The 12,900-nt window shown below is 53.7% G+C and carries 10 protein-coding genes; all 10 read left to right on the forward strand.

The genetic code is table 11. The features are described from left to right. Window positions 1-112 precede the first annotated feature (112 nt). The 10 genes from INP77_RS10115 to INP77_RS10160 all read left to right on the forward strand — a co-directional run bounded on the left by INP77_RS10115 (window position 113) and on the right by INP77_RS10160 (window position 12,848). A complete protein-coding gene (locus INP77_RS10115; protein ID WP_194748893.1) occupies window positions 113-1,999 on the forward strand; it encodes a diguanylate cyclase in 1,887 nt (628 codons plus the stop codon). Between the two features lie 239 nt (window positions 2,000-2,238). After that, window positions 2,239-3,750 (forward strand): PAS domain S-box protein, encoded by a 1,512-nt coding sequence (locus tag INP77_RS10120; RefSeq protein WP_194748894.1) that lies wholly within the window; start codon window positions 2,239-2,241, stop codon window positions 3,748-3,750. Next, entirely contained in the window at window positions 3,722-4,165 is a 444-nt protein-coding gene (locus INP77_RS10125) for a response regulator (protein ID WP_194748895.1), read from the forward strand. The genes INP77_RS10120 and INP77_RS10125 overlap by 29 nt, the downstream gene beginning before the upstream one ends. Before the next feature lie 2 nt (window positions 4,166-4,167). Beyond that, the gene (locus INP77_RS10130; protein ID WP_194748896.1) at window positions 4,168-5,922 is read left to right on the forward strand and encodes a bifunctional diguanylate cyclase/phosphodiesterase; all 1,755 of its coding nucleotides are present in this window, start codon (window positions 4,168-4,170) and stop codon (window positions 5,920-5,922) included. Window positions 5,923-6,079: 157 nt separating this feature from the next. Next, window positions 6,080-6,259, forward strand: coding sequence for a hypothetical protein (locus INP77_RS10135; protein ID WP_194748897.1), 180 nt, complete (start codon window positions 6,080-6,082; stop codon window positions 6,257-6,259). Between the two features lie 84 nt (window positions 6,260-6,343). Then, window positions 6,344-7,558: a DUF2252 family protein gene (locus INP77_RS10140; protein ID WP_194748898.1), complete on the forward strand. Its 1,215-nt coding sequence runs from the start codon at window positions 6,344-6,346 to the stop codon at window positions 7,556-7,558. Between the two features lie 214 nt (window positions 7,559-7,772). Continuing rightward, window positions 7,773-8,261 (forward strand): BLUF domain-containing protein, encoded by a 489-nt coding sequence (locus INP77_RS10145; protein ID WP_194748899.1) that lies wholly within the window; start codon window positions 7,773-7,775, stop codon window positions 8,259-8,261. Between the two features lie 335 nt (window positions 8,262-8,596). Continuing rightward, complete coding sequence (locus INP77_RS10150) at window positions 8,597-10,921, forward strand: FdhF/YdeP family oxidoreductase (protein WP_194748900.1); 2,325 nt, start codon at window positions 8,597-8,599, stop codon at window positions 10,919-10,921. Continuing rightward, a complete protein-coding gene (locus INP77_RS10155) occupies window positions 10,911-11,273 on the forward strand; it encodes a hypothetical protein (RefSeq protein WP_228518851.1) in 363 nt (120 codons plus the stop codon). The genes INP77_RS10150 and INP77_RS10155 overlap by 11 nt, the downstream gene beginning before the upstream one ends. 141 nt (window positions 11,274-11,414) lie before the next feature. Next, window positions 11,415-12,848 carry a PLP-dependent aminotransferase family protein gene (locus tag INP77_RS10160; RefSeq protein WP_194748901.1) on the forward strand — a complete coding sequence of 478 codons (1,434 nt, stop codon included), beginning with the start codon at window positions 11,415-11,417 and terminating at the stop codon, window positions 12,846-12,848. The last annotated feature ends 52 nt before the right edge of the window (window positions 12,849-12,900 follow it).

Consider the following 12,900-nt stretch of genomic DNA (forward strand, 5'->3'; position numbering starts at 1 on the left):
CGCGCGTGCAAAGACAATATAGATATCGCGTAAATATTGCAGTATGCTAATTACTCTGCTATGGACAATCGCACTTCGCCCTGGTCAACATTGGTAGCGCAAAAAACATCGCATGATCACGCATAAAAAGTTATTAACTCGCTTGACCGTTGTGCTCTGGATAGAACTTGTGCTCGCACTGTCTGTGCTTGGCGGCTTGATTGCGCTCAATATTTACCATGAGCATGCGCAAATTGAAGCGAATGAACGCGACCGCCTGATTACGCAAGCCAATGTCATTTCAAAAAACCTGGCCTTCCAGTTTCAAGGCGCCAATCAAGCCTTACTGGCCATTATTCAAGAAATCCCGGAGTGGAAACATCAACAGCAAGTCGCGACCAAACGCTTGACAACCATGGCGAGCACCATGCCAGGAATACGGGGATTTGACGTGTTTGATGCCGATGGAACACTGATATACACTAGTTTTCCAGAATATCTCGGCATGAACTTCAGTTACCGTGATTATTACCAGACCGCCCGGCGGGTTAGTGATCCCGACAGGCTTTACGTTTCCCCTCCTTTCACCGGCATGAGCGGTAACTATATACTCAACCTGACCCGGATCATTCCTGGCAAGCAAGGTGAATTTTCCGGGATTGTCACTGCCATCCTGGATCCCGAATACTTTAAACCGCTGCTAGCCTCTGTGTTATACACGCAGGATAGCCGCAGTTCCCTGATACACAGCAAAGGCGTGCTGTTCATGAGCGTGCCCGATAACGGGCTCAAGCCGGGCACAAATCTGGCAACCCCTGGTTCATTTTTTACCCGGCATATCCAAAGCGGCAAAGCGGTGACCGTATTTAGTGGTCAATTATATTCAACCCGGCAGCAGCGTATGGTGGCTCAAACCACACTGGCCCCCGGCGACCTCAAACTGCATAGCACACTCATGGTAGCGGTCAGCCGCGACCTTGAACGCATTTTTAGATACTGGTACGAAAATGCCATGATTCAGATCATCTGTTTCAGTATTTTTGCACTCTTTACATTCACTATGTTGTTTGTATTCCAACGCCGTGAAAGCAAACACGCGCGAATGGCGGCTGAACATTCACACGCCCTGTTTCAATCCGAAAAACTGTTTCGCTCAACCTATGACTCCGCAGCCATCGGCATGGCTTTGCTAGGCCTCGATGGCAGGTTTATGCAGGCAAATCGGGCCTTATGCCATATGCTGGGGGAAGATGAAGCGGCGTTATGCCAGAAAACCATCCAGCAGATCACCCACCCTGACGACCACCAACTTGACCATCTGCTGCTGGACTCGCTGCTCACTAGCCAGCGAGATAACTATCAGGTAGAAAAGCGCTTTTTTCATAGCCAAGGTCATACGCTTTGGGTATTGTTGACCTACTCCGCCATTAAAGATGAAGCCGGCCAGCTCCAGCACTTTGTCGTACAAATACAAGATATTACTGAGTACAAGGCGCTACAGGAAAAATTGCAGAAGCAAGCCAATCAAGACTTTTTAACCGGATTGCCCAATCGACGCCACTTTATCCAAGAGGCCAATATCGCGCTGGCAAGACTCAAACGCCGTGGCGGCGCCATCGCTTTATTGATGATAGACATCGATCACTTCAAGAAAATCAATGACAACTATGGCCACCAGGCTGGCGATGTTGTATTGCAAGCGTTTGCCCGGCAATGTCAGACGCAGTTGCGCGATATTGATTTGATCAGCCGCTATGGTGGTGAGGAGTTTGCGATCTTGTTGCCAGATACGCAGAAAGAACAAGCGATAGAAGTCGCGGAGCGCTTGCGAACGACTGCAGCCAACACCGAAATGCACCTTGGAAACCACCGCGCTCTTCACCTGACTATTTCGATTGGCTTAGCTGCCACCTCGGAGACCAGCATCAGCTTGGAAAAACTGCTGATCAAGGCAGATGCGGCTCTCTATCAGGCCAAACAGTCTGGACGGAACGCCGTCAGTATTGCGCAAACAGACTGACCAGCACCGATACTGACTGTCTGACGGCAAGATTATCCACGCTGATGTACTATACAAGAGTCAGCAAGATGGGTGTAGACTGTGACTCATCATAAAAACCACGGTTCAGCGAGCTGCAAGAATACTTTTGCAGCATCAGCTCTCTCGGCAGCACAGTGGTCGCATGTGCTTCTTTTCAACAGTGCAACATCAACTATTAAAATAAAAATATTAAGTGCAGTCACCATGGGAGATTGGGTATGCATGATGAAAGTGGAGACGTTGCGCGTGCCAATCTGCGCTTCCGGCAAGTAGTAGAAGCCGCCCCGACCGCCATGGTGATGGTAAACAGTCGCGGCCTGATCGAACTCGTCAATACACAGACAGAGCTCATTTTTGGCTACCCAAGAGAAGAGTTGCTGGGACAAAGCATAGACATTTTGTTACCTGAGCGCTTCCGCCAACAGCATCCGCATCATCGCGCCGCCTTTTTCTCAGACCTCAGACCTCGCGCCATGGGTAGCGGACGTGACTTGTATGGCCGCCGTAAGGATGGCACCGAGTTTCCTGTCGAGGTCGGGCTCAATCCCATTGAAACCGATGATGGCGTCAAAGTCTTGTCAGCCATTACCGACATTTCGGCACGCAAGCGCATGGAAGCGCGCTTTCGCCAGGTCGTCGAAGCCGCGCCCAATGCCATGGTGATGGTGAATAAAAATGGCTTGATCGAAATGGTCAATCCACAAACAGAACGTATTTTCGGCTACCCGCGCGAGGAGCTGCTGGGGCAATCCATAGATATGTTGTTGCCCGAACGCTTGCGCCATCAGCATGCCCATCACCGGGCCTTCTTTTTTTCTGAGCTGAGTCCGCGCGCGATGGGCACCGGGCGGGACTTATATGGCCGCCGCAAGGACGGCAGTGAGTTTCCTGTCGAGGTCGGGCTTAATCCGATAGAAACCGATGACGGCGTCAAGGTGCTGTCGGCCATTACGGACATTTCTGCCCGTGTTAAAGCCAGTGAAAAGCTGGCGCAACACCGTGACGAGCTGGAGCGCAGCAATAAAGAATTGGCCACTTTTGCCTATGTGGCCTCCCACGACCTCAAGTCCCCATTACGCGGCATTTTCCAAATTTCGCACTGGATCGAAGAAGATCTCAACCAGGGCAAAGTGGAGGCCATTAGTGGACACATGTCCCTGTTGCGCGGACGGTTGCGCAGAATGGAACGCCTGCTGGATGATTTACTGGCCTATTCGCGCGCCGGACGTTTGGAAGGCAGCGTCAGCCAGGTCGACCTTGGCAAAGTAGCGCAGTCCATTTTTGAGATGCAAGCCCCGCCTGCAGGCTTTAGCCTGAAGATGGCAGACGATTTGCCCACGTTTTATACGCTGGCCACCCCGCTGGAACAGGTGCTGCGCAATCTGTTTAGCAACGCCATCAAACACCACGATCAAACACGCGGCAGCATTCAGTTGCAATGGCAGCAGGCCAACCCGCATTACTATGAGTTCAGCGTCATTGATGATGGGCCGGGCATCTCACCAGAATACCAGGAGCGGGTTTATATCATGTTCCAGACCTTGAGGCCGCGCGATGAGGTGGAAGGGAGCGGCATGGGATTGGCACTGGTTAAAAAAATCGTCGAAGCCTATGGGGGCAGTACCAGCATCCGCTCCGATGGTCAGCGCGGCTGTGCGATCACGTTCACCTGGCCGATCAATATAGAAGAAAGGTTGATGCGTGCAAATCCTGCCCAAACATCGTTATAAGGAAGTATCGTTGCTGATTGTTGACGATGACGACATTGATGCCATCTCGCTGGAGCGCGCATTACGCAAATTAAGACTGTTGAACACCCTGTTTCGTGCCCGCGATGGCCGTGAAGCGCTGGAGTTGCTGCGTTCGTGCCAGATTCCTGCACCCTATATTATCCTGCTTGACCTGAATATGCCGCGCATGAATGGCCTGGAGTTTCTGGAAGCCTTACGCACGGATCCATTATTAACCCATGCTGTGGTGTTTGTGCTGACGACGTCAAAATCAGACGAGGACCTGGTCGCGGCCTACCGCAAACATGTCGCGGGCTATGTGTTCAAGCAGCACATGGACCGCGACTTTATGGAAGTCATGGGGCTAATTGAGCATTATTGGCGCATTGTTGAGCTGCCAGCCACGAAGGAGTAACCATGCGCCTGCTACTGGTAGATGATGATGAACTGGACCGCATGGCGGTGGTGCGGGTGTTGCAAAACCCATCACTGGTGAAGGATATTGTGCATGCAAATACCGCCGTCAAAGCCTTGAAACTGTATGAAGAAAACGATTTTGATATCGTACTGCTCGACTACCGCCTGCCCGATATGGAATGCCTGGATGTGTTAAGCCAACTCACACAACACACAGAAAAGCAGGCCGCCGTGGTGATCCTGACCGGCATGGAAGATAACGAGACCATAGAAAGAAATTGCATCTTCGCCGGGGCCCAGGATTTTTTACTCAAAAAAGAATTGTCTGAGCGACACCTGACCAAAGCGCTGGTACACGCGCAAGCCCGCCATGCCCTGAACAACAAGTTGATTGAAACGCACAAGCGATTGAAGTATCTGGCAGAGAATGACCCGATGACCGGATTATCGAACAGATATTATTTTGAAGAGCATTTGCGCAATGCCATGCAACGTGCGCATCGCCTCAACGTTCAACTCGGCTTAATTTATCTGGACATTGATAATTTCAAGTTGGTCAATGACAGCCTGGGACATGACTCTGGCGATCACCTGCTGAAGCAAGTCGCACAGCGACTGCAGGAAGTAGTCAGAGAAGGCGACATGGTCTGCCGCCTGGGAGGGGACGAGTTTGCCATTATCGTGCACGATCTGGAAAATGAAACCGCCATCGGCGCCTTATCGCAGCGCATCCTCGAACAGGTGCGTGAGCCTTTTGCGTTGAATCAAACCGAACAATTTATTACCTGCAGCATAGGCATTGCAACCTTTCCGCGCTGCGCAAGCACGGCAGAAGACATGTTAAAGCGTGCCGACCTGGCGATGTATCATGCCAAGCGTGCAGGGCGAAATGGCTTTCACTTTTTCAGCGAAGTACTGCAAGAGCAGATTATCCATCGCATGATGGTAGAGAACGAACTGCGTTCGCAACGCCTGCAAAACCAGTTGGTGCAGTACTACCAACCGGTATTGAATGCACAAGACTTTACCGTGTGCGGTGCAGAAATGCTCATGCGCTGGCAGCATCCCACGCAAGGTCTGCTGCCACCGGCGGTCTTTATCGATGTGGTGGAAGAGCTTGGCTTTTTTGCCGAGATCGACAGCAGAAACCGGCAACTGGCCTGCTTACAGTTTGCACGCTGGCGCCAGAGCGGTCTGATTGACGCGGACTGCGTACTCGCAGTGAATGCCAGCGCACAATGGTTACAACATGAACACATGCTGACTGAAATTGAGCGTGATTTAAGGCAGATTGACCTGCCTGGCAGCTGTTTGTTACTGGAAGTTACCGAAAGTGTACTGGTGTCTGACTTTAACAAAACCTCGGCAAGACTGCGTCACCTCAAGCAGTTTGGGCTCAAGGTGGCACTGGATGATTTTGGCATAGGCTACTCGTCCATGACCTATTTGAAACACCTGCCTGCCTCTATCCTGAAAATAGACCGCAGCTTTGTGCAAAATGTGCCAGAGAATGAGGCGGATTGTCGCCTGCTCAAAGCCATGATCGTCATGGCCAAAAGTCTGGATCTTGAAGTCATTGTCGAAGGCATAGAAACCCTGCCACAAGCCACCCTGTGCCGAGCACTTGGTGCAGACAAGCTGCAAGGATTCCTGTTTGCAAAACCCTTGTCGCCCGACGACTTTGAACATTTTTTAAGCTCGCATCAGCCCGCCCGTTACCTGTCACTGTATGGCGAGCCAGACCAGGCAGGATGAGTTAACATTGATCAGGCAAGCGCCCAGCCATCCACACATCATTTTCAGCAGGGGCCACAAAACTTAGTGATCCGATTGATACTCGAACCAGACATACATAGATTGCAGCAGGCGCTCAAGCCTGTTCACCGCCCCCGACGATGATGGAGAATCCGCCATGACCCAAGACCCCAAAACATCCAAGCTCGAAGCGCACTTGCAAGCCATCGAGGCCCATAAAAGCCTGCTGGAGAAACTGCATTTACATGATAACCAACCGCTGGATGAGGTGAATGCCTCACTGCAAAGATTGACGCTGACGCTGGAGGAATATCTCAAGCTGGTCGGCCTGCCTTAAACCGTTGCGTGCTGAAAGCCCGGAGTATCCCTTTCAGAACCAGCCTCGCGCAGACAACGCTTTGTACCCTTTTCCGGAACCGCCATGCCTATTTTAGACAGAATCCAACACTACAACGCCGGCCGCGACCCTGAGCGTCTGCAAATGAAACTGGCCGCCATGTGCAAAGACCCGTTTGTGTTTTTGCGCGGCACCTGCCATTTGTTTTATGAAGACTGGCACCCAGCCCTCGCAAAGCTAAAAAGCCCTGCCGCCTGGATTTGCGGCGACCTGCATCTGGAAAACTTTGGCAGCTACAAAGCCGAAAACGGCCTGGCCTATTTTGACCTCAATGATTTTGATGAAGCCGCCCTGGCGCCTTGCCTGTGGGAGCTGACGCGCTTGCTGACCAGCCTGCTGGTCGCCCAGGACACACTCAAGCTCAAACCCAAACAAACCACTGCACTGCTTGACATCATAGTGCAGAACTACGCGCAGGCACTGGCAGAAGGCAAACCCAAATGGGTAGAGCGCAAAACGGCCCGCGGCTCGATCAGGCATCTGTTGTCAGACTTGAGCAAGCGCAGCAACCAGGCCTTTATCGCAAGCCGGACCAATGCCAAAGCACCGGACACACTCCTGATAGACGGCAAACGTGCGCTGGCCTTGGACAAAGTGCAAAAACAAGCCGCTTTGGAAAAATACATGAAGGCCATGCAAGTGCAGGATAAAAAAGAATTCTTTTATCCGCTGGATATTGCGCGCCGCATTGCTGGCACCGGCAGCCTGGGCCTGGAACGCTATGTCGTGCTCGTGAACGGCAAAGGGCCAGAGCGCCGCGCACTCATAGACATGAAAGCCAGCAACCAGAGTGCACTAAGCCCTTACCTGAACACCGCAGCAATCAAACTCACACAACCTGACTGGATGCTGGAATCTCAACGCGTCGCGACCATACAGGCAGGCGCCCAAATCCTGCCGCCCGCCCTTCTCAAAGCCGTGTGCGTAGACAAACAGTCTTATTTGATCAAAGCGCTGCAACCCTCGCAAGACCGGGTAGACCTCACGCAGTGGGATGGCAAACTCAGCGTGCTGGATAATATTTTTGCCAGCATGGCCTCCCTCACCGCCTGGGCCCATTTGCGCAATGCCGGTTATCTGGGCGCCGCCAACCGCGAAGCCTTGATGGCGTTTGGGGCGCAAGTCGCCGACTGGCGAGGCCCCGTGCTCACGCTGGCGAAACAGGTGGCCGATCATACCATCCATCAATGGCAGGACTATGTGAGCGCCTACCAGGCCGCCTTCAAGAAACCCTCTTAAGGCTGAAGGATCAACGACGCCCAAGCCCGCGTTGCATACGGGTGCCGCCTGCTTTGTGCCATGCGTCATGGCCGCACGCTTTTTAGTCCGCTGGCGAGCTGGGATGAGGTGCTTAAGTTTGTCTGCGTGGCTTCAAGCATGCGCTCCCATCCACCCAGAACCTTCGCCCAAGCAAACTGGTCATAGTGTTTGTCTGTTTCATCAAGGAACTGCCATGGACCATGCTCCGATACAGGAAAACGACCTCGTGATGCTGAGCTATACCAGCATTGCCGACCACCTGATGTCCAGCCAGGAGCTGATCCAGCTTCTGGCGATGGCGAGAGAGAACAACCGCCACCTGCACATCACCGGCATGCTGCTGTATATGGAAGGATGTTTCTTTCAAGTGCTGGAAGGAGAGCGGGCGGTGATCGATGCCCTCTATGAAAAAATCGCGCATGATCAGCGCCACCATCATGTGATGAAGCTGATTGAAGAACCCATTGATGCGCGCAGTTTTAACGACTGGAGTATGGGGTATCGCCATGTGACGCGTGAAGACTTGGCTCATGTGACTGGATTGACCGACTTTTTGGATAGGGATCAACCCGGTTTTGACGGCATGCACAGTGAGCGGGCAAAAACCCTGATCAACGCATTTAGACAGGGTCGCTGGCAGACACGTAATACCCAACAATACCGTTATCAGCACGTCGCCTAAGTCTGCTGCTTCATCTACGTGCACACCTCAACCTCACGTGCACAACACAGGTCTCCACATGGGCGGCGTTGCCTGGGTCAAACACCCCCACAACGCTGCTCGGATTCGCGTCTAAGTAATGGCGTTTTGACTGAAAACCACGCCTGACCCTGCAGGAATCAGAATCGCTGCCGTAATAACTGTATCCTAAAAATTAGGGCGGTTCTGTGTCTGTTTTTGTTGCCTCAACCTGACTACGATAAACACCATCCGCAATCCGCACAACCCACTGACAGACAAGTTGAATCTCGCCTGTTGTCACTGTTAAACGTACTGACGCAATCTTACTGGAAACTATGTCGCAATCCAAAGCTGTGATTAAACCGTATCACCACCCGGCCGCTGGCTGGGGCGCATTGAAGCAAGTGGCCGCCCAACTGGCGCTGCAAAAAATCCCTGTCAAAGGCGTGATGACGCTATTGTCACAAAACCAGCCCGATGGCTTTGACTGCCCAGGTTGTGCCTGGCCGGACAAAGAACACACCTCTACCTTTGAGTTTTGTGAAAACGGCGTGAAGGCGGTGGCCGCTGAGGCCACGGCCAAACGTGTCCCACCGGCTTTTTTTGCCCAGCATACGGTGACGGAACTGATGGGCTGGAGCGACTTCGACCTGGAAAATGAAGGCCGCCTGACCCACCCCATGCGTTATAACGCGGTCACCGACAAATATGAAGAAGTGTCCTGGGACGAGGCCTTTGCGCTGATGGCAACACAGCTTAACGGTCTGGATCATCCAGATGAGGCCGTGTTTTACACCTCGGGCCGCGCCAGCAATGAAGCCGCCTTTCTCTACCAGCTGTTTGTGCGTGCATTTGGCACCAACAACTTTCCTGATTGCTCCAACCTGTGCCATGAATCCACCAGTATTGCCTTGCCTGCCACGGTGGGCATCGGCAAAGGCTCAGTGACCCTGCATGACTTTGAGCATGCCGATACGCTGCTGATTTTTGGCCAAAATCCGGCCACCAACCATCCGCGCATGCTGGGTGAGTTACGTGAAGCGGCTAAACGCGGCGCACGCATTGTCGCCATCAACCCGCTCAAAGAGCGTGGCCTGGAACGTTTTGCCGACCCGCAAAGCCCGTTTGACATGCTGAGCTTTAAAGGCAGCAAGATCAGCAGCCTGTTTATCCAGCCCAAGCTGGGCGGTGATCTGGCGCTGATCAAAGGCATGATCAAATTCGTCATCCAATGGGATGATGAAGCCATTCTGCATGGCACCGAGCGCGTGGTCGATGTCGATTTCATTGCCGAACACACCAATAACTTTGCGGCGATTGCCGCAGATGCGCGTCAGGAAAGCTGGGAGGTCATCGTTGAAGAATCCGGCGTCCCCTTGGCACAAATTGAGGAAATTGCCCGCATTTATGCCACGGGGGATCGCGTCATTGCGACCTGGGGCATGGGCATTACCCAGCACAAACATGGCGTGGCCACCATTAAAACCCTGGTCAACCTGATGCTGTTGCGCGGCAATATCGGCAAGGAAGGCGCAGGCCTGTGCCCGGTACGCGGCCATAGCAACGTACAGGGCAACCGCACAGTGGGCATTTATGAAAAAATGCCGCTGGAGTTTCTGCAACGGCTGGACCAGGTGTTTGACCTCAATGTGCCCAAAGCACCAGGTTATGATGCGGTAGGCGCCATCGAAGCCATGATTGCAGGCAAAGTGAAATTCTTTTTTGGTCTGGGCGGTAACTTTTCAATCTCCACGCCAGATACTGACCGCACCTGGCAAGGCATGCGCAATTGCGAGATGACCGCGCATGTCACCACCAAACTCAACCGCAGTCACCTGGTGCATGGCAAACAGGCCTTGATACTGCCCTGTCTGGGTCGCACCGAAGTCGACACGCAAGCCACAGGCCCGCAAGGCGTGACCGTGGAAGACTCCATGAGCATGGTGCATATTTCGTATGGCATGAACAAACCTGCTTCCCCGCACTTGTTGTCAGAGCCCGCGATTGTAGCGCGCCTGGCCGCAGCAACGCTCAAGGCAAGCAGCATCCCCTGGCTGGCGCTGATTGAGGATTACAGCAAAATCCGTGACCTGATTGAACAAACCCTGCCGGTGGCGTTTAAAGACTATAACGAGCGCATCAAACGCCCGGGCGGTTTCCGCCTGCCCGTGCCGTCTAGCGAGCGCATCTGGAATACTGCCTCTGGCAAGGCTGAGTTCACGCTGCAAGCCATCCCTAAAAACTCACCCATCCATCAGGCCCGTGAGCAATATGGCGATCAGTTATTTGTGCTGATGACCACCCGCTCACATGACCAGTACAACACTACCATTTATGGCATGGATGACCGCTACCGCGGCGTCTTTGGCGAGCGCCGTGTCATCTTCATGAATCCGGCCGATATTGCGCGCCAGGGTCTGCAAGCCGGGGACTGGATCAACCTGGTCAGCGTCTGGCAGGACGGCATCACACGCCGCGCAGACAAATTTTTGGTGGTGGCTTACGATATTCCAAGCGGCTGCCTGAGTGGGTATTACCCGGAAACCAATAACCTGGTCCCGCTGGAAAGCGTAGCCGACGATTCGCGCACCCCGACCTCCAAATCGATTCCGGTGATCATCGAGAAAACCACTGCCCCCGAGGTCGCCCATGCTGCTTGAACGTGACCACACCTTACAGTCCATGCTCGAGACAGAGGTGACACTGCCCTCTGCGGTTGAAGACTCGCAGGCTCGGGAAGACAGTTCAATCAACCTGACGCCGCTGGACCCGAGTGCGGTCATGCTGCTCAGCATCCTCGAATGTCTGTATGCGGAACACAGCCAGGGCCGCGCGCACATGCCGCTGGCCGCGCTATGCAAACGTCTCGAGCTACGCATGAGCACACTGCAGCGTCTGTTAACTGCGCTCGATGAACAGGCGCTGGTCAAGGTATGCGCACAAAAGGACCGGCTGGTGGCCAGTCTGACTGCCACTGGGGCTGAGGTTGCGCTGGCCTTGCAAACAGCCTGATCTTTTTTAACTCACCCAGGTGTTTTTAAACAGGGCAAGCGTGTTTAAACGCAGGCTGTTGTATCGTTGTTCTGGCAAATCCTCGCCCGCTGGCTTCACGTATAATGGTGAACATCTTGATACTCGCAAGCCTTGCCATCCATGAAGCTTTACGTCTCGCTCGCCGCCCGCATCCGCGCCATGATAGACGAAGGCGTCTTGCGGCCAGGTGAAAAAATCTTCTCGGTACGGCAAGCCAGCCAGCAATATGGCTTGAGTATCAGCACGGTGTTGCGTGCCTATTTATTGCTGGAGCAAGAAGGCGTCATCAGCAGCCATCCGCAATCCGGCTATTACGTCACCCCACGCAAACGCCTGCAGCAACAGGCCGCCTCGCCGCTGGCCAAAGACCTCAACCTGGCCGAAGTCGACGCCAGCAAGTTAGTACTCACTACGCTTAAATCCATCCGCGAATTTGGCACGGTCCCGCTGGGGTCACCATTTCCTGATCCACAGTTATTCCCGCTCAAAAAAATCCACCAGTATGAAAAAGCGCTGACCGATGATCAGGGCGAATGGGGGGTCTTGAGTGATTTGCCCCCAGGCAACGAGTTATTACGCCAGCAGATTGCGCGGCGTTACCTGGCGCATGGCATGGATGTGTCGCCCGATGATATTGTCATTACCCACGGCGCAACCGAGGCGATTACCCTGTGCCTGCAAGCCGTAGCGAAAGCGGGCGATACCATCGCACTCGAATCGCCCGGCTACTATGCGCTGGCACATACGGTAGAACGCCTCGGCATGAAAGTCGCCGAGCTACGCACCGACCCACTGACGGGCATAGACCTTGATGCCTTGCATGCCGTGAGCAACAACGTGCGCATTGCCGCCGTCATCCTTACCACCAACTTCCAGAATCCGCTCGGCTTTGCCATGCCAGAAGCCAAAAAGCAGGCACTGGTGAGCTTTTTGGCAGCGCAGCAAATCCCGCTCATTGAAGATGACGTGTACAGCGAGCTCTATTTCAGTGACGCGCCGCCCAAGCCGGCCAAAGCCTATGACCAGCAAGGCATGGTGCTGCATTGTTCGTCCTTCTCCAAATCGCTGGCGCCTGGCTACCGCGTCGGCTGGACCGTGGCCGGACGCTACCGTCAGGAAGTCGAGCGGCTCATGTTTCTCAACAGCCTGTCACTGCCTTCGCCACCACAAATTGCCATCGCCAAATTCATGCAACGCGACAGCTTTGAGCAACACCTCAAACAGCTGCGCCACACCCTGCGCTCCAACTACGTGCTGATCCGCAACGTCATCGAGCAAAGTTTTCCGGCGGGCACCCAGCTGTCCGTGCCACAAGGCGGTTATGTGATCTGGGTCAAACTGCCACCCAGCATTGATGCGCTTGCCCTTTACCGTGCCGCGATTGATAACGGCATCACCGTCGCGCCAGGCACCATCTTCTCGCGCAAAAAAGAATTCACGCACTACATCCGCCTTAATTTCAGTCACTTGTGGACCCTAGCCATTGAACAGGCCGTGCGTGAAGTGGGTGCGCTGGCGAGTGCCATGCTGGTCAACGATTCATCCGCGCAGTGACCACCCCCGATGCTTGAGGGCAGTGCACCAATGGCCGATGCACGGATGAGCA

The sequence above is a fragment of the Methylophilus sp. 13 genome (genome assembly GCF_015354335.1).
GTDB lineage: Bacteria > Pseudomonadota > Gammaproteobacteria > Burkholderiales > Methylophilaceae > Methylophilus > Methylophilus glucosoxydans.

Bases quoted from the DNA above. Each gene is read 5' to 3' on its own strand.
- INP77_RS10155 (WP_228518851.1), top strand. From the start codon at position 10,911: ATGCTGCTTGAACGTGACCACACCTTACAGTCCATGCTCGAGACAGAG.
- INP77_RS10135 (WP_194748897.1), top strand. From the start codon at position 6,080: ATGACCCAAGACCCCAAAACATCCAAGCTCGAAGCGCACTTGCAAGCC.
- INP77_RS10150 (WP_194748900.1), top strand. From the start codon at position 8,597: ATGTCGCAATCCAAAGCTGTGATTAAACCGTATCACCACCCGGCCGCT.
- INP77_RS10140 (WP_194748898.1), top strand. From the start codon at position 6,344: ATGCCTATTTTAGACAGAATCCAACACTACAACGCCGGCCGCGACCCT.
- INP77_RS10115 (WP_194748893.1), top strand. From the start codon at position 113: ATGATCACGCATAAAAAGTTATTAACTCGCTTGACCGTTGTGCTCTGG.
- INP77_RS10130 (WP_194748896.1), top strand. From the start codon at position 4,168: ATGCGCCTGCTACTGGTAGATGATGATGAACTGGACCGCATGGCGGTG.
- INP77_RS10160 (WP_194748901.1), top strand. From the start codon at position 11,415: ATGAAGCTTTACGTCTCGCTCGCCGCCCGCATCCGCGCCATGATAGAC.
- INP77_RS10120 (WP_194748894.1), top strand. From the start codon at position 2,239: ATGCATGATGAAAGTGGAGACGTTGCGCGTGCCAATCTGCGCTTCCGG.
- INP77_RS10145 (WP_194748899.1), top strand. From the start codon at position 7,773: ATGGACCATGCTCCGATACAGGAAAACGACCTCGTGATGCTGAGCTAT.